The organism is Curtobacterium sp. 9128 (assembly GCF_900086645.1).
GTDB lineage: Bacteria > Actinomycetota > Actinomycetes > Actinomycetales > Microbacteriaceae > Curtobacterium.
In genome coordinates, this window is the sequence record NZ_LT576451.1 from 1,222,960 (window position 1) to 1,243,856 (window position 20,897).

Annotated in this window: 22 protein-coding genes and 1 pseudogene; 9 read left to right on the forward strand and 14 right to left on the reverse strand. The window is 71.7% G+C overall.

What is annotated here, in order from left to right; genetic code table 11:
• Window positions 1-234: 234 nt before the first annotated feature.
• The gene (locus tag QK288_RS06020; protein ID WP_281266899.1) at window positions 235-1,104 is read right to left on the reverse strand and encodes a VOC family protein; all 870 of its coding nucleotides are present in this window, start codon (window positions 1,102-1,104) and stop codon (window positions 235-237) included.
• A 99-nt stretch (window positions 1,105-1,203) separates the two neighbouring features.
• On the opposite strand from QK288_RS06020, the gene QK288_RS06025 reads away from it, so the two are divergent.
• From QK288_RS06025 to QK288_RS06035, 3 genes are read left to right on the forward strand one after another with little or no spacing between them, the layout of a single operon-like run.
• Window positions 1,204-1,776, forward strand: coding sequence for a hypothetical protein (locus QK288_RS06025; protein WP_281266900.1), 573 nt, complete (start codon window positions 1,204-1,206; stop codon window positions 1,774-1,776).
• Entirely contained in the window at window positions 1,773-2,387 is a 615-nt protein-coding gene (lepB, locus tag QK288_RS06030) for a signal peptidase I (protein WP_281266901.1), read from the forward strand. Before QK288_RS06025 ends, lepB begins: the two co-directional genes overlap by 4 nt.
• A gap of 43 nt (window positions 2,388-2,430) precedes the next feature.
• Window positions 2,431-3,276 (forward strand): helix-turn-helix transcriptional regulator, encoded by an 846-nt coding sequence (locus tag QK288_RS06035; RefSeq protein ID WP_281266902.1) that lies wholly within the window; start codon window positions 2,431-2,433, stop codon window positions 3,274-3,276.
• A gap of 7 nt (window positions 3,277-3,283) precedes the next feature.
• On the opposite strand, the gene QK288_RS06040 is transcribed toward QK288_RS06035, so the two are convergent.
• Genes QK288_RS06040 through QK288_RS06060 form a run of 5 tightly spaced genes read right to left on the reverse strand, consistent with a single transcriptional unit; the run spans window position 3,284 to window position 7,368 of the window.
• Window positions 3,284-3,607, reverse strand: a complete 324-nt coding sequence (locus tag QK288_RS06040; protein ID WP_281266903.1) for a hypothetical protein — start codon at window positions 3,605-3,607, stop codon at window positions 3,284-3,286.
• A gap of 16 nt (window positions 3,608-3,623) precedes the next feature.
• The gene (locus QK288_RS06045; protein ID WP_281266904.1) at window positions 3,624-4,295 is read right to left on the reverse strand and encodes a response regulator transcription factor; all 672 of its coding nucleotides are present in this window, start codon (window positions 4,293-4,295) and stop codon (window positions 3,624-3,626) included.
• Complete coding sequence (locus tag QK288_RS06050; protein ID WP_281266905.1) at window positions 4,292-5,617, reverse strand: histidine kinase; 1,326 nt, start codon at window positions 5,615-5,617, stop codon at window positions 4,292-4,294. Before QK288_RS06050 ends, QK288_RS06045 begins: the two co-directional genes overlap by 4 nt.
• Before the next feature lie 24 nt (window positions 5,618-5,641).
• Window positions 5,642-6,445 carry an ABC transporter permease gene (locus tag QK288_RS06055; RefSeq protein ID WP_281266906.1) on the reverse strand — a complete coding sequence of 268 codons (804 nt, stop codon included), beginning with the start codon at window positions 6,443-6,445 and terminating at the stop codon, window positions 5,642-5,644.
• Window positions 6,442-7,368 carry an ABC transporter ATP-binding protein gene (locus QK288_RS06060; RefSeq protein ID WP_281266907.1) on the reverse strand — a complete coding sequence of 309 codons (927 nt, stop codon included), beginning with the start codon at window positions 7,366-7,368 and terminating at the stop codon, window positions 6,442-6,444. The genes QK288_RS06055 and QK288_RS06060 overlap by 4 nt, the downstream gene beginning before the upstream one ends.
• 182 nt (window positions 7,369-7,550) lie before the next feature.
• On the opposite strand from QK288_RS06060, the gene QK288_RS06065 reads away from it, so the two are divergent.
• Window positions 7,551-8,753 (forward strand): GAF domain-containing SpoIIE family protein phosphatase, encoded by a 1,203-nt coding sequence (locus tag QK288_RS06065; RefSeq protein WP_281266908.1) that lies wholly within the window; start codon window positions 7,551-7,553, stop codon window positions 8,751-8,753.
• Window positions 8,754-8,786: 33 nt separating this feature from the next.
• Here QK288_RS06065 and QK288_RS06070 read toward each other — a convergent pair whose 3' ends face one another.
• Window positions 8,787-9,662, reverse strand: a complete 876-nt coding sequence (locus QK288_RS06070; RefSeq protein WP_281266909.1) for a phosphoribosylaminoimidazolesuccinocarboxamide synthase — start codon at window positions 9,660-9,662, stop codon at window positions 8,787-8,789.
• Window positions 9,659-10,927: a phosphoribosylamine--glycine ligase gene (gene purD / locus QK288_RS06075; RefSeq protein WP_281266910.1), complete on the reverse strand. Its 1,269-nt coding sequence runs from the start codon at window positions 10,925-10,927 to the stop codon at window positions 9,659-9,661. The genes QK288_RS06070 and purD overlap by 4 nt, the downstream gene beginning before the upstream one ends.
• A 57-nt stretch (window positions 10,928-10,984) precedes the next feature.
• Between purD and QK288_RS06080 the strand changes: the two genes are divergently transcribed.
• Window positions 10,985-11,347: a sterol carrier family protein gene (locus QK288_RS06080; protein ID WP_281266911.1), complete on the forward strand. Its 363-nt coding sequence runs from the start codon at window positions 10,985-10,987 to the stop codon at window positions 11,345-11,347.
• 242 nt (window positions 11,348-11,589) lie between these two features.
• On the opposite strand, the gene QK288_RS06085 is transcribed toward QK288_RS06080, so the two are convergent.
• A complete protein-coding gene (locus QK288_RS06085) occupies window positions 11,590-14,160 on the reverse strand; it encodes a LuxR C-terminal-related transcriptional regulator (protein ID WP_281266912.1) in 2,571 nt (856 codons plus the stop codon).
• Window positions 14,161-14,268: 108 nt separating this feature from the next.
• Between QK288_RS06085 and QK288_RS06090 the strand changes: the two genes are divergently transcribed.
• A complete protein-coding gene (locus QK288_RS06090; protein WP_281266913.1) occupies window positions 14,269-14,664 on the forward strand; it encodes a hypothetical protein in 396 nt (131 codons plus the stop codon).
• Between the two features lie 83 nt (window positions 14,665-14,747).
• Here the strand turns inward: QK288_RS06090 and purF are convergent, their stop codons facing one another.
• The gene (purF, locus tag QK288_RS06095; RefSeq protein ID WP_281266914.1) at window positions 14,748-16,205 is read right to left on the reverse strand and encodes an amidophosphoribosyltransferase; all 1,458 of its coding nucleotides are present in this window, start codon (window positions 16,203-16,205) and stop codon (window positions 14,748-14,750) included.
• Window positions 16,206-16,277: 72 nt separating this feature from the next.
• On the opposite strand from purF, the gene purM reads away from it, so the two are divergent.
• Window positions 16,278-17,372, forward strand: coding sequence for a phosphoribosylformylglycinamidine cyclo-ligase (gene purM / locus QK288_RS06100; RefSeq protein WP_281266915.1), 1,095 nt, complete (start codon window positions 16,278-16,280; stop codon window positions 17,370-17,372).
• 248 nt (window positions 17,373-17,620) lie between these two features.
• On the opposite strand, the gene QK288_RS06105 is transcribed toward purM, so the two are convergent.
• Window positions 17,621-17,842, reverse strand: a complete 222-nt coding sequence (locus tag QK288_RS06105) for a DUF3073 domain-containing protein (protein WP_281266916.1) — start codon at window positions 17,840-17,842, stop codon at window positions 17,621-17,623.
• Window positions 17,843-18,003: 161 nt separating this feature from the next.
• On the opposite strand from QK288_RS06105, the pseudogene QK288_RS06110 reads away from it, so the two are divergent.
• Window positions 18,004-18,122, forward strand: a pseudogene (locus QK288_RS06110) (pyridine nucleotide-disulfide oxidoreductase); the annotation flags it as partial.
• Window positions 18,123-18,164: 42 nt separating this feature from the next.
• On the forward strand, window positions 18,165-19,112 hold the full coding sequence (locus tag QK288_RS06115) for an NAD(P)-binding domain-containing protein (RefSeq protein WP_281266917.1): 948 nt from the start codon (window positions 18,165-18,167) through the stop codon (window positions 19,110-19,112).
• 94 nt (window positions 19,113-19,206) lie between these two features.
• Here QK288_RS06115 and QK288_RS06120 read toward each other — a convergent pair whose 3' ends face one another.
• From QK288_RS06120 to QK288_RS06130, 3 genes are all read right to left on the reverse strand, one after another.
• Window positions 19,207-19,647 (reverse strand): DoxX family protein, encoded by a 441-nt coding sequence (locus QK288_RS06120; protein WP_281266918.1) that lies wholly within the window; start codon window positions 19,645-19,647, stop codon window positions 19,207-19,209.
• 159 nt (window positions 19,648-19,806) lie between these two features.
• Window positions 19,807-20,043 (reverse strand): DUF3072 domain-containing protein, encoded by a 237-nt coding sequence (locus QK288_RS06125; protein ID WP_281266919.1) that lies wholly within the window; start codon window positions 20,041-20,043, stop codon window positions 19,807-19,809.
• Window positions 20,044-20,140: 97 nt separating this feature from the next.
• Complete coding sequence (locus tag QK288_RS06130) at window positions 20,141-20,875, reverse strand: hypothetical protein (protein WP_281266920.1); 735 nt, start codon at window positions 20,873-20,875, stop codon at window positions 20,141-20,143.
• Window positions 20,876-20,897: the final 22 nt, after the last annotated feature.

Genomic DNA, 20,897 nt, shown 5'->3' on the forward strand with positions numbered 1-20,897 from the left:
GGCCGGGGCGAGGGGCGGCGGCGGGCGGCGGGGCGGCGGCGGGCGAGGGGGCGGCGGGGCGGGCTGGTGTGGTCCGCCAAAGCGACAGTCTTGCGCGGCCCGAGCGAGTGCAGTCCGCGAAAGCGACAGATTCACGGAGAAGTTTCGCGGCGTTCTGTCGCTTTGGCGGACCGCGGGCGGGCGGGCGGGCGGGCCGCGCGGCGGGCGAGCCGCGCGGCGGGCCGGCCGCGCAGGTCAGCCGCGACCGGGGGCCGTCACCTCGATGCGGTTGGCCCACGGGTCCTCGAACGCGACCGTGCGGCCGTCGTCGGCGGTCTGCACGCCGGTGTCGTGCATGCGGGCGACCAGCGCGCCGAGGTCGTCCGCGGCCGGGACCTCGATCCGCACGAGCCCCAGCCCGAGCGCGAGCTGCCGACGTCCGGCGCCGCGGGAGTTCCACGTGTTCATCGCCATGTGGTGGTGGTAGCCGCCCGCGCTGACGAACAGTGCCTCGCCCCAGCCCGCGGTGGTCTCGAAGCCGAGCGTGTCGACGTAGAACGCCCGGGCCGATGCGACGTCCCCGACGGAGAGGTGCACGTGGCCGACGCGTCCGGGTCGGGCCGCGGCGTCCTGGAGTGCCTGCTGGGTGAGGTGCTCCTGCAGGAACGCGTTCGGGTCGACGTACTTCGTGTCCATGTCGACCATGCCGTGCGTCCACGACCACGCGGTGCGGTCCCGGTCCCAGTACAGCTCGACGCCGTTGCCCTCGGGATCAGTGCAGTAGAACGCGATGCTCACGAGGTGGTCGGCGCTGCCGGTGAACGTCTGCGGGTACTTCGTCGCGACGGAGTACAGCGCAGCCGCCAGGTCCGCGCGACTGTCGAAGAGGATCGCGGTGTGGAACAGACCGGCCTCGTGCGGTCCGGCGTGCTGCATCGCGGGTGCGTGCTCGAGGATGACGATCGGCGTGGCGCCCCGACCGAGCACGGCGATGCCGCCCTCGTTCGAGAAGAGCGACAGGCCGATGCCCTCGCGGTAGTAGCCGATCATCCGGTCGAGGTTCGCGACGCGGAGGGTGACGGCACCCATCCCGGTGTCGGCGGCGAGGAGGTCCTGCGTGTGCATGGGATCAGTGTGCGCTCATTTGGTTGACGCGTCAACCAAATGGCATCGCACTCGGCGTCCTGTCGGCGAGGTGCGCCCGGACAGGGCCAAGATGGTGGGATGCCCCGCTCACGACCTGCGCGCGACCGCGGCCGCGCGCCCGACCGTGTCCGCGGTCGTCGACCGGACCCGGGGGCGTTCCCCGTCGAGCAGATGCGCGACCGGATGTCGTCGTACATCTACGGCAACATCACGGTCCTCGCCGCCGCGATCGCCGTCGACCCCGCAGCGATCCACCACGGTTCGGCGGTCTGGGCCGTCCTCGCGACCGCGGTGCTGACCTACCTGGCGCACGTGCTCTCGCACCTCGTCGCGCACGGGATCGGCGACGACGAGACGGACGACGACGCGCGCCGGGAGTCCGTCGTGACGATCGTGCGCAACGCGAACCCGATCGCGACGTCCGGGCTCATCCCCGCCGTGCTCTACGCCGCGGCCTGGGTCGGGTGGATCCCGGCGCCGTGGGCGCAGACCGCCGCGCTCGTCATCCTGGTCGTGCGCATCGGCATGGTCGGCGTCTTCATGCAGCGGTTCAGTGGGAAGCGTCCGACGTTCCTCGGGCTCTGGGGCGGCATCGTGCTCGCCGCGGTCGCCTTCGTGATCGGACTCGTGAAGGTGGTGCTGACGCATTGAGTGAGACGTCGACCGAGCGGAAGCGCCCCGGGTGGAAGTTCCTGCGGGACCTGGTGATCATCGTCGTCGCGGCGCTGCTCGCCTCGTTCCTCGTGAAGGCGTACCTGGTGCGCTCGTTCTACATCCCCTCGGCATCGATGGAGAACACGCTCCTGGTGGGGGACCGGGTGCTCGTGAACGAACTCGTGCCGAAGGCGGTCGGCCTGCAGCGCGGGGACGTCGTCGTGTTCCAGGACCCGGGCGGGTGGCTCGGCCCCGGAATGGGCGACGACCTCATCAAGCGCGTCATCGGGCTCCCCGGCGACACCGTGTCGTGCTGCGATGCCGATGGCCGGCTGCAGGTCAACGGACACGCGGTCGACGAGCCCTACGTGGTGCTGCGGAGCGGCTCGAACCGTGTCTCCGGCCAGGACTTCACCGAGAAGGTCCCGGCCGGGCAGATCTGGGTGATGGGCGACAACCGCTACGACTCCGCCGACTCCCGTGTGCACGGGACGGTCCCCGAATCGGACGTGGTCGGGCGGGCGTTCGTCATCACCTGGCCGGCGAACCGGTGGTCGGTGCTGTCCCGGTACGGCGACGAGTGGGACCAGGTGCCCGACGCGGGCTGATCCGGTAGCGTTCCCTCGGACTCTGCGGACGGGAGGTCAGCGATTGGCGGACCAGGATCCCTTCGAGTACGTCACGGGCGGCGACGACGACGTCATGCTCCGGCGGATCGGGACGAGCGGACCCCAGACCGGCACCATCGGGCCCCGACCGACCCACGTGCTGTTCTGGCTCGCCGACGGGCACGCCGTCGTGACCGCCGACTCCGGTGACCGGTGGGAGGTCGGACCGGGACGGCCGCTCATGCTCTCCGCCCCCGTCGCGTACGCGTTCGACACGGACGCGAGCCGGATGACCCTGCTCCACCTCTCGCCGGCGTTCCTCGCCGCGGTGGCCGCACGAGGAGAGGACGTCGTCGATCCCGAACCGGGCGAATTCGTCCAGCCCGAGGCCTCCGACGTGCGACTCGAGCCGCTCCGGACCCTGCTGCGGGAGCTGACCTCGCAGATCCTCGACCCGGAACTGCCCGATGCCGAGCGACGCGCGGTGAACCGCCGGGTCGCCCGGGTCGTGCTCTCGACGTTCACCCGCTCCCGGGCCGACGTCGAGAACCGACTCCGTCGCGCGGTGCGGTTCGTCCACGACCACGCCGGAGACGACGTCACGGTCGGTGACCTCGCACAGGCTGCGGGGCTCAGCGAGCGCGGCGTGCAGGACCTGTTCCGCCGGACCCTCGACGTCACGCCGATGCGGTACCTCCGCGAGGTGCGACTCGACCGGGTGCACCTGGAACTCCTCGCCCGCCCGGCGCGCGGTGTGGTGACGGTGCGGGACGTCGCGGGGAAGTGGCAGTTCGCGCACCTCGGGCGGTTCGCTGCCGCGTACCGGGAGCGCTTCGGGGAGAGCCCGCACGAGACCCTGGTGCGGTCGGAGCCGCGCGACCGGGTCTGAGGGGCGGTCAGCAGCCGCTGGACGTCAGCGTGACGTCGGTGACCTCGCCGCTGTGCACGGTGGCCTCCTGCGGGCAGAGCTCGTCCGCGCGGACGGTGACCTTGCCCACGGCGACGCCGGCGAAGTCGACCGTGCCACCCGCGAAGACCCGCTGGTGCGCAGCGATCCGGCCGTTCGGCACGGAGACCTTCACCTCGTACGGGTGATCCGCCTCGTTGCCGGACACCGTGACGGAGATGCGACCGGTGGAGTCCTGGGCGCCGCACCCCGTGAGGGTCATGGCTGCCGCGAGACCGAGGACGAGGGCAGCGGGTGCGGAGCGGCGGAACACCCCACCAGCCTAGGCGTCAGCGAGCGGATGCCGAGCCCGAGCCGGAGCCCGAGCCGGAGCCCGAGCGCGACCCGAGCAGCCACCCGTTGTCGGCGGCGACCCGCAGCGCCTCGGTGGCGTTCCTCGCCGCGGTCTTCCCGATCGCCGCGGAGAGGTGGTTCCGCACGGTGCCCTCGGACAGGTGGAGCGCCCCCGCGACCCCGGCGACGGTCGGCGCCGTGCGGAACGCGATGAGCACGTCGGTCTCCCGCGGGGTCAGCGGCGACGGTCCGGCGGCGAGGGACTCGGCCGCGAGCACCGGGTCGACCACGCGGAACCCACCGGCGACCCGGCGGACGGCGTCGGCGAGCTGTTCAGCGGGGGTGTCCTTCACGACGAATCCGGACGCGCCGGACTCGAGCGCGCGTCGGAGGTACCCGGGACGCCCGAACGTGGTGACGATGAGCGACCGGCACGAGGGCAGCGACGCGGCGAGCTGGGCAGCGGCGGTGAGTCCGTCGGCCCCGGGCATCTCGACGTCGAGCAGGGCGACGGTGGCACCGGATGCACGTGCGGCGTCGAGCACCTCGTCGCCCCTGGCCACCTGCGCCACGACGTCGATGTCGCGCTCGAGGGACAGCAGGGACGCCAGCGCTCCCCGGACGAGCGCCTGGTCGTCGGCGAGGAGCACCCGGATCGCTTCGGTCATCGTCGTCCTCGCTCGACCCGGAGCAGGAAGCCGCCGAGGTCGCTGGTGCCGGTGGTGATGGTCGCCCCCACCGCGTCTGCGCGTTCGTGGAGCCCCCGCAGGCCGTTGCCGCCGAGCACCGGACCGCCGCCGAGCACCGGACCGGCGGCGAGCACCGGTCCGCCGCCGAGCACCGGACCGCCGCCGAGCACCGGCCCGGCGGCCGGGACCGCGAGCAGGCCGGTGCCGTCGTCCTCGATCGTGAGCGCGGTGCGGGTGAGCGTGATGCGGACGGTCGACGCCGATGCGTGCCGGATGACGTTCGTCACGCCTTCGCGGAGGACCCAGGCGAACAGGCTCCGCACGTCGGTGGCGGCGACGGTCTCGTCCGACGCCGGCGGGACCGTGCCGGTGATCGACGCGGCGGACAGCGCCGCGCGGGCGGACACGAGCTCGGCGCCGAGCGACGCCTCGCGGTAGCCGCTGACCGCCTGCCGCAGCCCCTGGAGCGCTTCGCGGGCGAGTCGTTCGACGTCCTGCATCTCGGTCTTCCCGCGCTCGGCGTCGACGTCGACGAGGCGTGCGGCGAGCTCGGACTTCATCGCGACGACGGTCAGCGAGTGCCCGAGGACGTCGTGCAGGTCGCGCGAGAACCTGGCGCGTTCCTCGACCACGGCGAGCCGGGTGATCTCGTCCTGGGCGACCCCCAGCCGGTCTTCGGCTTCGCGCTGCCGCCCGAAGAACAGCATCGACGCTCCGATGGACACCGTCACGACGGGTGCGAAGAGGATGCCGTTCGCCGCGGCCGTGCTCCAGCCGATGGCGGTCACGACGGCGAACTCCGCGAGGCACACCGCCGCCACCATGACGACGACCAGCCAGAGCCGCGCCGCGACGAACCCGCAGAGCGCGACGACGAGCAGCCAGGACCACACCGCGGCCGGCCCCACCGGGACCAGGAGCAGCCCGGCGAAGAGCGCCATGCCCGCGAGCACCACAACGCGGCCCGACAGGGAACGGCGCCACAGCAGCTCCGGGACGAGCATGTACGCCGCGTAGAAGCAGAGCAGCGCCGCCGTCGCCACGACGCGGTCGGCGACGGACCCGCCGTTCGTCCACACCGCGACGAGGAGCAGCGCCTGCCAGAGCAGCCCGAAGACCGCGCCGCCGTACCAGCGCTTCCGCGCGACCCGGACCTCGTCCTCGGTCGGCCCCGGTGCGACGGCCCAGGGGAAGGACCGGTCGAGACGCGGACGGGAGGCCCGGTGCGCGTCCGCCGCGCCCCGTGCCTCCGCCGTCCCGGTCGCCTGGTCCATGTCGGCCAGCGTAGAGCGCAGCGTCACTGGCACATCATCACCGGCACATCATCACTGGCGCGCCGCGTCGCGGCGGTAGCGCCACATGATGACGGCCCCCAGGACGATCGCCCAGCCGAGGAGCACGAGCGCCGGTTCGAGCATGCCGCTCGTCCCCGTGGCGCCTGCGCCCATCTGCCCGATGCGGTTGAGCCAGTACGACGGCATCAGGTGCGCGACGTCGCCCATCCAGCTCGGCATGATCGACAGCGGGACCCACAGCCCGCCGAGGATCGCCAGGCCCATGAACACGACCATGAACAGCGGCTGCGCGAAGTTCGGCTTCGCGAACTGCCCGATCAGGATCGCGATGAGGGCGAACGGCACGACGCCGCACCAGATCCCGAACCCGGCGGCGAACCAGCGCATCGGGTCGAGCGAGGCCCCGAGCGCGAGCACCGAGACGAGCGTCGTGATCGTGATGGAGATCGCGGCGAACGCCATCGCGGCGATGACCTTCGACACCAGGAACCCCCAGCCGGACAGCGGCGTCACCCGGAGCTGGCGGTTCCAGCCGATCGAGCGTTCGTTGACGATCGCGAACGCCTGGCTGAGTGCCGCCATCATCGCGCCGTACGCGGCCATCTGGAGCGTCGTGACGACGAGGTACTGCAGCCCCGTCGTCGGGTCCTTCGTCGAGCCGTAGGCGGCCCCGAAGACGAGGAGCATGACGACCGGGACGGCGAACGTGAACACCATCGCGCGGACGTTGCGCATCTGGCGCTTGGTCTCGAGGAGCACGTACCGGATCGGCATGCGTCCGCGGACGTCGGTGGTGGGCAGCGGGGCGGCGATCGCCGCGGCGGTGGTGGTCATGCGCTGATTCCGGTCTCTTCCGACTGTTCTGGCTGGTCTGCCGTGAGGGCGAGGAAGGCGTCGTCCATCGTGGAGGCGACCACCTCGATGTCGTGCGCCTCCGGGAACGAGGCGAGGAGGGCTCTGAGCGTCTGGTCCGAGCGGTCGGTGCGGAGCGTGACGGAGCCGTGACGGGCCTCCAGTCCGACCGTGCCCGGCAGACCGCGGAGCGCGACGTGCGCGGACTCCTGCACCCCGCCGAAGCGGATCGTACGCGTCGCGGCGATCGCCTTGATCTCGGACGGCGTGCCGTCGGCGACCACACGACCTGATCGCATGATGACGATGCGGTCGGCGAAGGTGTCGGCCTCGTCGAGGTAGTGCGTGGCGAACACCACCGTGCGCCCGGCGTCGGTGAACTCGCGCATCGACGACCAGAACACGTGCCTCGCCTCGACGTCCATCGCCGCGGTCGGCTCGTCGAGGACGAGCAGGTCGGGGTCGGAGATCACGGCGACCGCGAAACGTGCGCGCTGAAGCTGCCCGCCGGACAACTTGTTCACCCGGCGACCCGCGATCTCGGTGCACCGTGCGCGCCGGAGCGCCTCGTCGACGGGCATCGGGTTCCGGTGGGCGGCGCCGACCAGCGCGACGATGTCCCGGACGGTCATGTCGGGGAGCAGCGCACCACCCTGCAGCATCGCGCCGACCCTCCCGTCGACGACGGCGGCGCGGGGGTCCTCGCCGAAGAGCCGGACCGAGCCGGAGGTCGGCGTGGAGAGCCCGAGGGCGAGGTCGACCGTGGTGGTCTTGCCGGCGCCGTTCGGACCGAGGAGGGCGACGACCTCGCCCGGACGGATCGTGAGGTCGATGCCGTCGACGGCGGTCACGGCGCCGAAGCGCTTGCGGAGACCGCTCAGCTGGATGACTGGTGTGCTGTCCATGACCCCAGCGTCGTGCGGGCGGGCGCCCCGTGCCTCTGCCGGGCGTCACGGATCGACCGTGACATCCGTCACGGGTGACCCGTGCACCGGTTGTCCCGTGCACTGCTTGTCCCGTGCACTGGGGGCACTGGTCCGCAGGACGGGGGACAGGCGGTGTCCGGAAGGCGCGTTAGCGTTGGTGCATGACCGGTGAGACCGCGACGATCCTGACGCCCGACTCCGCATCGGAAGCCGTGCGTCGCGGGGCGCTCCTCGCCGCGCTCGACGTGGTGAACGGCAGCGCCGAGGAGCGGTTCGAGCGGATCACCCGCATCGCACGAGAGGCCTTCGGCGTCTCCGGGTCGTTCCTCAACCTCGCCGGTGAGACCCACCTGCTCCTGAAGTCGCAGCAGATCGAAGCGCGGTTCGACCCCTTCATCCCGCTCGAGGACACGTTCTGCGGTCGCACGCTCGGGCAGGACGGGCCGGTCCTCGTCCCCGACGCGAAGGCCGACCCGCGCTACGCGGACCTGCCGTCGGTCACCGGCGACCCGAACGTCCGGTTCTACGCCGGCGTCCCGCTGCGCGTCGGTGCGGACCAGCTCAAGGTGGGCACGCTCTGCCTCGTCGATCCCGTCCCGCGGACGCTCGGTGCCGACGACCTCGCCCTGCTCGAGGAACTCGGGACCTGGGCGGAGCGCGAGCTCGCCGCCGGCGTGGACGAGGACCGGATGCGATCGGTGCTCGCCGGGCTGTCGCCGCGGGAGGTGTCGGTGCCCGGCTACGCGATCTCCGGGCTGTCGGTGCCGCACGGCGTCGTCTCCGGGGACTTCCACGAGTGGCACGTGTCGGACGGTGCGCTGTACGTGACCGTCGCGGACGTGATGGGGAAGGGCATGTCGGCCGGGCTCCTCGCCGCCGGCATCCGCGGGGCCGTGCTCGCCCGCGGTACCGCCGAGCCGTCGGCGGCGATCACCGGGGTCGAGGCCCAGGTGGCGCCGGAGCTCGGTCGCGCGTCGTCGTTCGCCACGCTGTTCCACGGACGGCTCGACCCGGCGTCTGGCCGACTCGACTCGGTCGATGCCGGCCACGGGCTCGTGCTGCAGCTGCACGCCGACGGCACCGAGACGATCCACCGGTCGCTCGACCTGCCGATCGGCCTGCACCCGTCCGGGGTTCCGCGTTCGACGGGCTCCGTGCTCCTCGAGCCGGGTGACACGCTCATCGTGGTCAGCGACGGGGCGCTCGAGCTCTTCGACTCCACGCTCGCGTCGCTCTCGAGGCTCGGCGGCGTCTACCGTGCGTCCGGGTCGTCGCAGGAGTTCCTCGAGCGGGTGCGAGCGCGTGCGGCGTCGCACGACCCGGGCGACGACCTCACCGTCGTCGTGCTCTCCCGCGACGCCTGACGCGCGACGCGCGACCCTGGCGGACGGGCGCGGTCAGGCGCCGAGGCGCTCGATGAGCTCGCGGTAGCGGGCGGCCGTGCGCTCGACGATCTCGTCGGGGAGGACCGGCGGCGTGCCCTGCTTGTTCCAGTTGGCGCTGAGCCAGTCGCGCACGATCTGCTTGTCGAACGAATCGGTGCGGTTGCCCTCGGCGTAGGTCGTGGCGTCCCAGTAGCGGCTGGAGTCGCTCGTCAGGACCTCGTCCCCGATGCGGATCTGACCGTCGGCGTCGTGCCCGAACTCGAACTTGGTGTCCGCGATGATGACACCGCGCTCGAGGGCGATCGCCGCCGCCTCGGAGTAGACGTGCAGCGAGCGGTCCCTGAGCTGCGTCGCGACCTCGGCGCCGACGAGCTCGACGGTCCGCTCGAACGAGATGTTCTCGTCGTGCTCGCCCTGGGGCGCCTTGTACGCGGGCGTGTAGATCGGCTCCGGCAGACGGTCGCCGTTCGAGAGCCCGGCGGGGAGCGGCACGCCGCAGACGCTGCCCGACTCCTGGTACTCCACCCAGCCACTGCCGACGAGGTAGCCGCGGACGACGCACTCGACGGGGAACATCCGCAGGGGCATGACGTGCATGGAGCGGGAGGCCACCGAGTCGGGCACCGGGGAGCTGGTCGCCGTCGGGGTCAGCAGGTGGTTCGGGACGTCGCCGAGCTGGGTGAACCAGAACCGGGACAGGCGCGTGAGGAGCTCGCCCTTGCCGGGGATCGGCGGCTCGAGTGCGAAGTCGTACGCGCTGACGCGATCCGACGCGACGAGGAGCAGCTCGGTCGCGGTGGCGACCGAGGCGGTGTCGGCCGGGACGTAGAGCTCGCGGACCTTGCCGGAGGAGACGTGCTGCCAGCCGTCGACGGCGGGCGCGCTCATCGGGTGACCTTCGCGGCGATGTCGGTGCGGAACTGGGCACCGTCGAGCGTGATGTCGTGCAGGCCGGCGTAGGCACGGTCGCGGGCTTCGGTGAAGTCGGAGCCGGTGGCGACGACGCTGAGCACGCGCCCGCCCGTCGCGACGAGGTCGCCGTCCAGCAGGCCCGTCGCGGCGTGCAGCACGGCGACGCCGTCTCGGGCGTTCGCCGCGTCGATGCCGGTGATCGGACGGCCGGTCTGCGGGTTCTCGGGATAGCCCTGGCTGGCGAGGACCACCGTCACCGCGGCGTCGTCGCGGAACTCGGGCTCCGGAGCGCCGCCGAGCTGACCCGTCGCGGCCGCCAGCATCAGCGCGCTGAGCGGGGTCGCGAGGCGGGGGAGGACCACCTGGGTCTCCGGGTCGCCGAAGCGCGCGTTGAACTCGATGACGCGGACGCCCTGCTCGGTGACGATGAGCCCGCAGTAGAGGAGTCCGACGAACGGCGTGCCCTCGTGCTCGAGTCGGCGGACCGTGGGGAGCGCGACGAGGTCGGCGACCTCTGCCACGAAGGCGGCTTCTGAGCCCCATCGGTCGGCGAGCCACGGCAGCGGCGAGTACGCGCCCATGCCGCCGGTGTTCGGACCGACGTCGCCGTCGCCGAGACGCTTGTAGTCCTGTGCGGGGCTGAGTGCGCGGACGTCGTGACCATCGCTGAGGAAGAAGAGCGAGACCTCTTCGCCGTCGAGGAACTCCTCCACCACGATCGGGCCGTGCTGGAGCCAGTAGGTCGCGTGGTCGATGGCGGCCTGACGGTCCTCGGTGACGAGGACGCCCTTGCCGGCGGCGAGCCCGTCGGCCTTGACGACGTGGGGTGCGCCGAGTTCGTCGATCGCGGCGACGGCTTCGTCGATGGTGCCTGCGGAGACCGGGCGGCCCGTCGGCACGTTCGCCGCCGACATGATGCGTTTGGCGAAGGCCTTCGATCCTTCGAGCGCTGCAGCGGCCTTGCTCGGCCCGAAGACCGGGATGCCGCGGGTGCGGACGGGGTCCGCGACACCGGCGATGAGCGGCGCTTCCGGACCGACCACGACGAGTTCGATGCCGTTCTCGATGGCGTACTCGGCGACGAGGGGACCGTTCGTCGGGTCGAGCGACACGGTCTCGACGTCGGCGGCGATGCCGGCGTTGCCCGGTGCCGCTGTGATGACGTGGCCGGCCTGTTCTGCCAGGAGCGCCGTGATGATCGCGTGCTCGCGGGCACCGGAACCGAGGACGAGGATTCGCACCCGATCACCCTACCGAGCCCGACCGCCGCCTCGCGATGCACCGGCTAGCCTGTGGACATGCCGAGCAGGACCATCGACGACGCCGAGGGAGCCGTGGCGCTCCGAGCCGTGCTCGCCGGTGCGACGGACCGGCCGACGACGGCGACGGCGGTCAGGTGGACGCTCCAGCGTCTCGCCGAGGACGTCCCCGGGAACAGCGTCGAGGTGCGGGTCCCGCCGTTCGCAGCCGTCCAGGCGGTCCCGGGTCCGAGGCACACGCGCGGGACACCGCCGAACGTGGTCGAGACCGACGCGGCGACGTGGATCGCCCTGGCGACGGGCACGCTGACCTGGACCGAGGCGGTCTCGGCAGCGCGGGCGAGTGCGTCGGGCGCGCGGGCGGACCTCACGGCATACCTGCCGGTGCGGACCGGCGTCTGACGACACGCCGAGTGCATACCGATCGGCATCGAATTAGGTAGTCCCTACCGATGTGGCACAGCGACCCGGGCACGTAGCGTGGGAACCGAGTTGAAGTCGCCGGGATTCGGACCCGACCCGAACGGGTCCGAACCCGGCGACAGCGACCACCGTACGCGATGTCCGGCCCTTCGTGTGCACCATTCGGCGTGGCGTGCTGCATTCCGCAACGGAACTGCGGTTCCCGGCCCGCAGAGCGCGCATCAGAGCAGCTCGGCGAGTTCCGACCGTGCGTGCAGGTCCCACTTGCCGAACACGCGCGACAGGTGGGCGTCGATCGTCCGGATCGACAGCCCGAGCTGCTCGGCGATCCGCCGGTTCGAGAGCCCCTGGGCAGCCAGTACTGCGACCTCGTACTCGCGGTGGGTGAGCGGAGGACGCTGCGCCCGACCCGCCGTGACGGCCATGCCGTGCGTCGCGAGGACGGCTTGCGCGTCGGCGATCCGCGTGCGGTCCCGCGACCGGATGGCGTCCGCGTACTCGACGATCGCGCTCGCGAGCGGGCCGTCGACCCGCGTCGCTGCTTCGCGCATGCGGTCGAGCGACGCGGTGGAGTCCCGCCCGTTCAGCATGTCCATCGTGTAGTGCAGCGTCTGCGCGTACAGGACGTGCATCCACGCCCCGCTCGCGGCCGCCCGGTCCATCAGCTCGTCGGCGTGCCGGAGCCCAGCGGGGTTGCCGAGCACCGCCTCGGTCCAGCAGATGGTCGTCGCGATCTGTTCCCCGGTGATGCGCATCGCCCGGGGCGGGGTCGCTCGGGCGTGCTCGAGTGCGGCGTTCGCCTCCTCTGCCCGGCCCGAGAACGCGTACGCCATGGCGAGCCGTGCCCAGGGGTAGGCGCCGAAGCCACCGTGGTCGGCCACCGCGTACCGCTCGCACGCGGCGGAGAATGCCGTGATCGCGTCGTCCCATCGGCGCTGCCCGATCGCGAGGTTGCCGGCACCGATGAGCTCGAGGGTGAAGTCGTACTTCAGGAACGGGCTCGAGTGGTTGAGCGAGACCTGGGTGATGAGGCCGTCCATGTCGCCCCGCCACACCTGGACCTGGTGCAGCACGGACATCAGCTCGCCCACACTCCACGGTGCCTCTTCGATGTGTGCGGTCGCGGTCGTCAGCGCCGCCGTGCCGAGGCGCATCGCGTCGTCGAGCCGGCCGGCCGTCGCCAGTGCCATCACGGCGCACGGCGCGAGGCAGAGGAACGACATCGGCACGGTCGGGGCGTCCACGATCCCGGAGCGTTCGATCTCGGCACGGATCTCCGCGAACCGACCGCCCCAGCCGAGGTGCGACAGACGGAGCAGGCGGAGCCGTTCGGCGGCGTCGGGACCGACGAACCCGATCGCGACGTCGGTCAGGGCGACGGCCGCCAGGGTGTCGTCGTCGTGGAACTGCCGGATGTTCGCGAGCGTCTCGCACGCCTCGATGACGGCGTCGTCGTCGACAGCGCCGGCACCGGCGATCGCCCACGCCGCCTCGGCATCGGCACGTCCGGCCTCTCGACCGTCGCTGTAGCCGTGGGCGAGCGACCGCAGGCAGAGCGCGGCCACCCGCTGGGTCGGCGAGAGCTCGGCCCGGAGTGCGGCGGTGGCCAGGGCGACCGCGCTCTCGAGCTCCTGCAGCCGCACGGCGACGTGTGCCGCGTCCAGCAGCTGCGGCACCGGCGGCAGCACCCCGCACTCGAGCGCCCACAGCGCAGCCCGGAGCCGAGCGGCCGGCAGTGCCCCGGAGTCGAGGTCGGCACGGAAAGCGTTCGCGCGGGCGAACAGCATCGTCCGGCGCGCGACCGGCACCAGGGACCGGACGACCTCGCCGACGAGGGGGTGCGACGGCCGGACCGCTGGGGCGCCCTCGTCGAGCGAGTCGATCCGGACGAGTCCGAGCGCCACGACCCGGTCGACGTCGCCGCCGCTCACCAGCCCGAGCAGTCGGGACAGCGGGATCGGGTCGGCGAGCGCGACGATGTCGACGACGTCGCGGAGGTCCTCCGGCAGTGCGCCGAGTTCCGTGCGGTACATGTCGGCGAGGCTGTTGGACGCGGTGATGCGCCCGCGCCAGTACCAGCCGGACGCCGTGTGCTCGAGGGCCCCCGACGTCAGCGCGGCACGGACGACCTCTCGGAGGTAGAGCGGGTTCCCGGCGGTCGCCCGGTGCACCCGTTCGACCGACGCCGCCTCGAGCGGGGCTCCCAGCGCCTGGCCGATGAGCGCCGCGGTGTCGTGGACGTCGAGCGGGTCGAGGTCGATCCGCTCGAGGACGTCGTCTTGCCACAGTGCGCGGAGCGGCTCGGCGAGCGCGGCGAAGTCGCGGCAGGTGAGCACGATCCTGGCGCCCTGGTTCCGCACGAGCCACGCGACGTACCTGGCGGAGATCGCGTCGAGGTGGTCGGCATCGTCCACCCGCAGCAGCAGGTCGCGGTCGGCGAGGTCCGCCGCTTCGCGCAGCCGTTGTTCGGCGCCCGCCTCGTCGGCGAGGAGCTCCTCCGGGAGCTCACCGAGGCGCTCGGACACGGCGCCGAACGGCATCGACGCCGCGGTCGCGACGGCGGTGATCGGCACGACGAGCGTCCTGCACTCGGTATCACGTCGTGCGACCCGGTCGGTCACCCGTGCGGCAGCGGTGCTCTTCCCGAGCCCTGGTGCGCCGACCAGGGCGACGCTGCACCGGTGTTCGGCGACGACGGCGACGGCGCGGTCCTCTTCCCGCCGCTGCGCGATCGGCCACGAGATGCGCGCCGGGACACCAGGGTGTCGGTCAGCCGCCGTCGATCCGTTCACCCCGCGTCACCTCCACCCGTGGGATACCACTCGATCCGCTCCATCCTCTCGCGGATCCGCGCGCGAACACAGGCCGGAGCACGTCCCACAGTGGGGGACAATGGACTCGTGAGCAACACCGATCGACCCGACGACGCTCCGGTCCCGACGCCCGGCACCGTCTCCTCCTCCGACGAGGTCACCATCCGACGCGCCCCGAAGTTCGGCGTCTTCATCGTCGGTGGAGCGCTCCTCGGCTTCGTCGTGACGCTGATCGTGATCTCGCTCACCATGAACCTCGACCGCGGCGACCAGCAGGAGACGCAGAGCTTCGGCAGCCTGGTGGGGTACTTCGGCCTCTGGGGCGTCGCCATCGGCGGGTTCGTCGGCGCGGTCGTCGCGATCGTCCTGGACCGCGTGCTCTCGCGCCGTGCGGCGCGGCTCACCGCGGAGCGCGTCGAGGTGGAGATGCCGCCGGAGACCGTGGAGGGCGAGATCGAGGACCACGGCGACCAACGGCCGTAGCCGCAACCAGACCGACCGACGGGAGGCTCGGTGCCAGCTGGCACCGAGCCTCCCGTCTTTCTGCGGTGGCGTGAGCCGCCGGATCAGCTGAGCTGGTTCGCCTCGACCCAGGACAGGTACTCCGGGCTCACCGTGCCGGTGACGTACTCACCGGTGAAGCAGCTCATCTCGAGGTCCGTGACGTCGGAGCCCTCGATGATGGCGTCCCGCATGTCGCCGATCTCCTGGTAGATCAGGTGGTCGCTGCCGAGCACCCGGTTGATCTCGGGGATCTTGCGGTCGTGCGCGATGAGCTCCGCGCGGGTCGGCATGTTGATGCCGTACACGTGCGGGTAGCGCACCGGGGGAGCGGCGGAGGTGAACGTGACCTCGTTCGCGCCGGCGGCACGGGCCATCTCGACGATCTCCTTGCTCGTTGTGCCGCGCACGATGGAGTCGTCGACGATGAGGATGTTCTTGCCCTTGAACTCGGACGACATCGCGTTGAGCTTCTGGCGCACGGACCGCTTGCGCTCCGCCTGCCCCGGCATGATGAACGTCCGGCCGACGTAGCGGTTCTTGTAGAAGCCCTCGCGGTACTCGATGCCGAGCTTCTGTGCGACCTGCATCGCTGCGGGGCGGCTCGAGTCCGGGATCGGCATCACGACGTCGATGTCGCCGGTCGGGGCGTGCTGCGCGATCGTGTCAGCCAGACGGTTGCCGAGGCGCAGGCGGGCGTCGTAGACGGAGATGCCGTTCATCACCGAGTCCGGACGGGCCAGGTAGACGTACTCGAACGAGCACGGGACCAGGCGCGGGTTCGCCGCGCACTGGCGGGCGTGCATCGTGCCGTCCATCTCGACGAAGATCGCCTCGCCGGGAGCGACGTCGCGGACGATGTCGTACCCGCCGGACTCCAGCACGAGCGACTCGGACGCGACGACCCACTCGGACTTGCCGGCGTCGTCGAACTTGTGGCCGAGGATCAGCGGGCGGATGCCGAACGGGTCGCGGAACGCGAGCAGTCCGTGCCCGGCGATCGTCGCGATGGCGGCGTACGAGCCCTCCACCCGCTGGTGCACGCGCTCGACGGCGTCGAACACCTGGCCCGGGTCGAGGTCGGCCCCACGCACCTGGCCCTGGAGCTCGTGCGCCAGGACGTTCACCAGGAGCTCGGTGTCCGAGCTCGTGTTGAGGTGCCGGCGGTCGATGTCGAAGAGTTCACGCGTCAGTTCCCGCGTGTTCGTCAGGTTGCCGTTGTGGACGAGGACGATGCCGTACGGCGCGTTCACGTAGAACGGCTGCGCTTCTTCCTCGTTGCTGGCGGCACCCTTCGTGGCGTACCGGACGTGGCCCAGTCCCATGGTCCCGAGGAGGGCGCGCATGTCACGGGTGCGGAAGGACTCGCGGACGTGCCCGCGGGTCTTGTGCATGTGGTGGATGTGACCCTCGACCGTGGCGATGCCCGTCGAGTCCTGTCCCCGGTGTTGCAGGAGGAGCAGAGCGTCGTAGATGGATTGATTAGCAGGCCCCTGCGCAACGAGGCCGACGATGCCGCACATTCGCGGTGTGCTCCAGACCGTAGAATCGGGTGGTACCGAACAAGTCTGCCATGCCACGACGGAGGACTCCGCATGCCCAACCCGTACGCAGAGGCCGGGGTCGACACCGCCGCAGGTGATCTGGCCGTCGAGCTGATGAAGTCCGCAGTCGCGGCGACGCACAACGACTCGGTCCTGGGTGGTGTCGGTGGGTTCGCCGGGCTGTACGACGTCTCCTTCCTGAAGGACTTCTCACGGCCGCTGCTCGCGACCTCGACCGACGGCGTCGGCACGAAGGTCGCCATCGCGCAGGCGATCGACAAGCACGACACCATCGGTCAGGACCTCGTCGGCATGGTCGTCGACGACATCGTCGTGGTCGGTGCGAAGCCGATGTTCATGACCGACTACATCGCGTGCGGCCGGGTCGTGCCGTCCCGGATCGCGGACATCGTCGCGGGGATCGCTCGCGGCTGCGCCGAGACCGGCACCGCGCTGGTCGGCGGGGAGACCGCTGAGCACCCCGGGCTCCTCGGGCCGGACGACTACGACGTCGCGGGCGCGGCGGTGGGCGCCGTCGAGGCCGACTCCGTGCTGGGCGCCGATCGCGTTCTCGACGGCGATGTCGTCCTGGCGATCGCGTCCTCTGGTCTGCACTCGAACGGGTACTCGCTCGTCCGGCACATCCTCTCGACCCGCGGGGTCGGGTACACGGACTCCCTGCCGGAGTTCGGCGGGCTCGTGGGTGAGGCGCTGCTCGAGCCGACCCGGCTCTACACCTCCCCGCTGCTCTCCGTGATCTCGTCGAACGTCGGTGCGGTCCACTCGCTCTCGCACGTGACCGGTGGCGGCATCGCGGCGAACCTGGCACGCGTGCTGCCCGTCGGCTCCTGGGTCGAGGTCGATCGTTCGACGTGGGAGCCCCTCCCCGTGTTCCGCGTGCTCGCCTCCATGGCGGGGACGCCGATCGAGGACACCGAGAGCACGTGGAACCTCGGCATCGGCATGTTCGCGGTCGTGTCCGCCTCGGCTGCTGCGTCGGTCGTCGACGCGCTCGGGGCGGCCGGGCTCGCGGCGTGGCAGGTCGGCACGGTGTCGATGTCCGCGCGGGACCTCGACGGGTTCGAGCAGGGGGCGAAGGGCGTCGACGGCGGCGCTGTGCGGCTCGTGGGGAGTTACGCCGGCTGAGTCCGCGCGGGCGTCGTCGGGTCGCGGTGCTGGCTCGACGTGGTCGCCCTGTCGACGCAGAACGACACCGCCGTTGTCGTACGACAGCGAGCCTGTCGTTGGTTGCGGGCGCAGGTTGTTGCGGGTGCAAGGTGCGACACATCCGTTGTCGTACGACAGCGAGCCTGTCGTTCTGGGTCGCGAGGGCGAGCGCCACGCGGAAACGCCGCGTCACCCCGGAGGGTGCGCGGCGTCAGCTGACCGGGAGGTCAGGCGGACTTGTTCTGGTCCTGCTGGGGCTCGAACTCGTCGTCACCCTCGAGCTGGTCATCCCCGTATTGGTCTGCCCAGCGGTCGACGTAGGAGTTCTCGTCCGAGTCGTGCCCGGCGGAGAGCTCGCGTTCGAGCGCACCGTAGTTCGTCTCCGGGCTGAAGTACTTCAGCTCCCGGGCGACCTTGGTGTGCTTTGCCTTCTGACGGCCGCGCCCCATGCGTGACCCCCTCGTGATCGGCTCGTGTCCGGTGCTACGGGAGACGAGTCATCACCCGGAGAATCCGAACGGTTCGTGGTTGGAAATCTGCCGATCACTCTACCATGTACCCCTATCTGGACATGGCCGAGCGGTGCGCGCGTCCAGCAGAATCGGATGTGATGACGGACGCGACACCGACCCCTGACGACCAGCACGCCCGGGTGGTCGTGATCGGTGCGGGGCAGGCCGGTCTCTCCGTGGCCTACCACCTGCGCCGGCTCGGTCTGCGGCCGGGGAGCGACGTGGTCGTCCTGGACCGGGCGCCGAGCACGGGCGGCGCGTGGCAGTACCGCTGGGAAGCGCTCCGGCTCGGGTCGGCCCACCGCGTGCACGACCTCCCCGGCATGCGGGCGATGGGCCTGCGGTTCGACGACGCCGATCGGTCCCCCCCGCGCGCGACGTCGTCGGTGAGTACTACCGCCGGTTCGAGCAGCACTACGACCTCCAGGTCCGACGGCCGGTCACCGTGACGAGCGTCACCCGTGCGGGAACCGGACTGTGCGTGACGACCCGGACGCCCGACGGCCGTGTCGCCCGGATCACGGCGGATGTGGTCGTCTCCGCGGCTGGAACCTGGGGCACGCCCTTCGTCCCGTGGTACCCGGGGCGCGACACCTTCCGCGGGCGGCAGATCGACACGACCGAGTACCGGTCGGCTTCGGAGTTCAGCGGGCAGGACGTCGTCGTGGTCGGCGGTGGGACGAGCGCGATCGGCTTCCTGCTCGAACTCGACGGTGTCGCGCGGTCGACCAGGTGGTTCACCCGTCGACCCGTGGAGTGGTCCCACACCGCTGGGCTCGACCTGGAGTCGGCGGTCGCCGCGGTGGACGAGCAGGACCGCGCGGCCCGGGCGGGGGAGACCCTGCCGAGCATCGTCAGCGGCACGGGCGTCCCGGTGTCACGCCGCATCCGCGCGGGGATCGACCGCGGGGTCCTGCACCCGGAACCCGTGTTCGTCGCGATGGAGCCGGACGGGGTGCTCACCCGCGAGGGCGAGCACGTGCACGCCGACGCGGTGATCTGGGCGACCGGCTTCCGGGCCGACCTCCGGCACCTCGCACCGCTGCGGCTCCGGACATCGGGCGGAGGTGTGGTGGTCGCCGACGGGCGGTCGGCGGACGAACCCCGGCTGTTCCTCGCCGGCTACGGTCCCCAGGCGTCGACGATCGGCGCGAACCGGGCCGGCCGGCTCATCGCACGCCAGGTGATGGACGCGCTCTCGCGCTGAGCGACAGTTCTCGGGCGCGAACCCACGAGAAGTGTCGCTGAGCGCGAAACGGGGGTGGGGGCGCGAGGCGCGAAACGGAGCCCGGACGGCGCCCCTACGCGGGCAGCGGCTCCGCGACACCACGCCGACGCCGCGACGCCCGCAACACCAGCGCATCGAGCGACAGGCGGCCCGGGCCGGTCAGCGCCACGGCGAGGGCACCGGCGGCCAGGACGAGCACGTACTCGAACCCGCCCTCCTGCGAGAAGAACCCGGCGGACGCGTGCGCCAGGAACCCCGCGACGACCATGTCGACCGCGAGCAGCACACCGACGACCCTGGTGGCGACCCCGAGCACGAGGAGCGCACCACCGACGAGCTCGAGCCCGGCGACCAACGGCGCCGCGATCGATGCGAGCGGGACCCCCATGCCGGCGAAGCCGTCGGCGACGGCGGGGATGCCCTGCCCGAACTTCTGCGCGCCGTGGGCGATGAACACCACGCCGAGGACGACGCGGAGGACGGTGAGGCCGATCGAGGTCGATGTCGTTCGCATGGCCCCGACCGTAACCAGTGACGTGTCATCGATCGCCCCTCGTTCGGGGGTCTGCCCGGGTATCGCCAGGACATGCCCAGCCCCGGGTCCCCAGAACGACGGACAGCGCCGACGACGGACAGCGCCGACGACGGACAACGCCGCCGCCGGCGCGACGCGTCAGGAGTCGCCGCGCCCCGTCTTCGACTGCAGTCGGTCGATGTGCTCCGAGGCCTCGGCCTTGGTCAGGTCCGCGGGGAGCTCCTCGCCGGCTTCGCGCGCCAGCGTGTCGAGGTAGCTCCGCTGCGGCCCGGTCATCGGCTCGTCACCGGTGACCCAGGTCTCCGGGTCCTTGCTCGCGTCGGTCGTGGGGTCGGGGCGGGCGCCGCCGAGGGTTTCACCAGTGCTGTCACTCATGCGCGGGACGCTACGCGCGACCCACGACACCACGGTCAGCCCGAGCGCCCTCACGGGGGACAAACGACAGCCGGACAGCCGGACAGCCGGAGAGCCGTCAGACCGGTACCGCCGTGTACCGCACCAGGTCCGGCCCGACCTCGTTCGCCGCGATGGGCACCGACCGCCCGTCCCGGGTGATCCAGAGCGTGTTGCCCGGCTCGTCGAGCCGCTCGACCGGGGACAGCGACCCGTCCAGCAGCACCGCGGCGGACACGCTCACCCGTCCGGACGCGGGCCGCGGCGGGAGCCCCGGCACGTCGTCCGCGTACGCCGGGTACGCCCCCGGAGCCAGGAGCGGGCTGATCGGTGTCGTCACGATCTCCACGCCGGCCGCGCCGGAGGCGGTCACCGCGTCAGCGGTGACGACGACCAACCGGACCACCTGGTCCTTCGGCAACGGCAGGTCCACGACCCCCGACCCGGCCAGTGTGCGGAACGCGGGCCGACCGTCGGGGCCGAGGTGGGCCTCCAGGCCGTCGATGCGGACGCGACCGCGTCCACGCGTGTCCGCGTAGGTGCCGGGCTGCAGGTCGGAGCGACGCGCCTCGAGCGACGACACCACGATCCGGTCGGGTCGGTACCAGTCGCGGAGGGTGGCCGGGTCGACCCAGCCGATGCTCGCAGAGCCGACCGGCCGCTCGTCGAGCGCGCCGATCGGGTGCTCGCCGCGCACCGCGACGAGCCCCTCGTACCGGTCGTCGGAGTGGTCGAGGACCTCGACGCGCTTGGACACCTTGCCGCCGTGGCCGTCGAACGTCGCGAAGGTGCGCAGGTCGGGTGCGTCGGTCATGGGTTCAGATCGTATGCCGGGA

Bases quoted from the DNA above. Each gene is read 5' to 3' on its own strand.
- QK288_RS06020 (WP_281266899.1), bottom strand. From the start codon at position 1,104: ATGCACACGCAGGACCTCCTCGCCGCCGACACCGGGATGGGTGCCGTC.
- QK288_RS06025 (WP_281266900.1), top strand. From the start codon at position 1,204: ATGCCCCGCTCACGACCTGCGCGCGACCGCGGCCGCGCGCCCGACCGT.
- QK288_RS06045 (WP_281266904.1), bottom strand. From the start codon at position 4,295: ATGACCGAAGCGATCCGGGTGCTCCTCGCCGACGACCAGGCGCTCGTC.
- QK288_RS06055 (WP_281266906.1), bottom strand. From the start codon at position 6,445: ATGACCACCACCGCCGCGGCGATCGCCGCCCCGCTGCCCACCACCGAC.
- QK288_RS06060 (WP_281266907.1), bottom strand. From the start codon at position 7,368: ATGGACAGCACACCAGTCATCCAGCTGAGCGGTCTCCGCAAGCGCTTC.
- QK288_RS06065 (WP_281266908.1), top strand. From the start codon at position 7,551: ATGACCGGTGAGACCGCGACGATCCTGACGCCCGACTCCGCATCGGAA.
- QK288_RS06070 (WP_281266909.1), bottom strand. From the start codon at position 9,662: ATGAGCGCGCCCGCCGTCGACGGCTGGCAGCACGTCTCCTCCGGCAAG.
- QK288_RS06080 (WP_281266911.1), top strand. From the start codon at position 10,985: ATGCCGAGCAGGACCATCGACGACGCCGAGGGAGCCGTGGCGCTCCGA.
- purF (WP_281266914.1), bottom strand. From the start codon at position 16,205: ATGTGCGGCATCGTCGGCCTCGTTGCGCAGGGGCCTGCTAATCAATCC.
- purM (WP_281266915.1), top strand. From the start codon at position 16,278: ATGCCCAACCCGTACGCAGAGGCCGGGGTCGACACCGCCGCAGGTGAT.
- QK288_RS06105 (WP_281266916.1), bottom strand. From the start codon at position 17,842: ATGGGGCGCGGCCGTCAGAAGGCAAAGCACACCAAGGTCGCCCGGGAG.
- QK288_RS06120 (WP_281266918.1), bottom strand. From the start codon at position 19,647: ATGCGAACGACATCGACCTCGATCGGCCTCACCGTCCTCCGCGTCGTC.
- QK288_RS06125 (WP_281266919.1), bottom strand. From the start codon at position 20,043: ATGAGTGACAGCACTGGTGAAACCCTCGGCGGCGCCCGCCCCGACCCC.
- QK288_RS06130 (WP_281266920.1), bottom strand. From the start codon at position 20,875: ATGACCGACGCACCCGACCTGCGCACCTTCGCGACGTTCGACGGCCAC.